The organism is Sulfitobacter sp. (assembly GCF_041552635.1).
GTDB lineage: Bacteria > Pseudomonadota > Alphaproteobacteria > Rhodobacterales > Rhodobacteraceae > Sulfitobacter.
Genome location: NZ_JBFEKM010000373.1, coordinates 1 through 1,307 on the forward strand (window position 1 = coordinate 1; position 1,307 = coordinate 1,307).

2 protein-coding genes are annotated in these 1,307 nt (G+C 57.9%); both read right to left on the reverse strand.

Annotated features, from left to right (window positions below; translation table 11 throughout):
• A partial coding sequence (locus ABYT07_RS21190; protein WP_372993967.1) for an ABC transporter permease occupies positions 1 to 593 on the reverse strand: 593 nt, incomplete at its 3' end.
• A gap of 69 nt (positions 594 to 662) precedes the next feature.
• On the reverse strand, positions 663 to 1,307 hold a 645-nt coding region (locus tag ABYT07_RS21195; protein WP_372993968.1), incomplete at its 5' end, for an ABC transporter ATP-binding protein.

The window sequence follows — 1,307 nt, forward strand, 5'->3', positions numbered from 1 at the left end:
GTCTGGGATGCGCTCGCATGCCACGTCCGCATCTGATCCAACTGCATCTGATCAGGGCTGCGCAGCCCTTTGACCATCCCGACGACGATCGGGAAAAACGACAAGTACATGCTGATCATCGCCTTGGGCAACAAACCCGAAATGCCGACTGCATTCAGCACAACGATAATCATCGGCGCAATCGCCAGAATGGGAATGGTCTGGCTGGCAATCACCCACGGCATCACCGACATGTCCATTGTCCGGTTAAAGACAATACCAACGGCCAACAGTGTGCCCAGCAATGTGCCCAGCCCAAAACCCAGCAAGGTCGCACTTAACGTCACCCAAGCATGATACACCAACGACCGCTTCGAAGTAACGTTCTTCAAAACCGTCGTCTCCCAAATCTCTGCGGCCACCTGATGCGGCGCGGGCAGCTTCGGCTTTTTCTGCGCCCAGGTGTCCGCCACAAGCGATGTGGCCGTTACTACTTCGCCGGACCGCGTCGCCTTGTCATAGGTCCAGTCCGCATTCAACCAAACCGCCGCAGCATACCAGATCACCAGCAGCAAACCGACCACCGTCACCACGGGCCAAAAACTCTGCCTCACACGCAGGCCCCCCGCTTCTCTGGCTTAAAAATATCCTCCCCGAAGGGGCCCTTGGCCAAAGTCCCGCGCTCAGTCATCTGCATGCCCCGCCCGCAGCCCTTCGCGCACCCGATGCGCGATCTCCAAAAACTCGGGCGTTTCGCGTATCTCCAAGGGCCGTTCACGCGGCAAGGGACTGTCGATCACATCCGTAATCCGTCCCGGTCTCGGGCTCATCACCACAATCTTGGTGCTCAGATATACTGCTTCGGGGATGGAATGCGTGACAAAGGCAATCGTCTTTTCCGTCTGCGCCCAAAGCCGCAACAATTGCTCATTCAGGTGATCGCGCACAATCTCGTCCAACGCCCCAAACGGCTCGTCCATCAACAAGATGTCCGCATCAAACGCCAGCGCCCGCGCGATCGACGCCCGCTGCTGCATCCCGCCCGATAATTGCCACGGGAATTTCTTCTCAAAGCCCGACAGCTCGACCAGATCCAGAACCCGCGCCATCCGTTCCGCCTGATCGGCTTTGGAATAGCCCATGATCTCAAGCGGCAAACGGATATTGCCCCCGATGGTGCGCCACGGATAAAGTCCGGCCGCCTGAAACACATAGCCATAAGCCCGCGCCATTCGCGCATCTTCGGCACTAACCCCGTTCACGGTAATCGTACCACCCGTTGGTTGTTCAAGATCAGCCATGCAGCGCAAAAACGTCGTCTTGCCGCA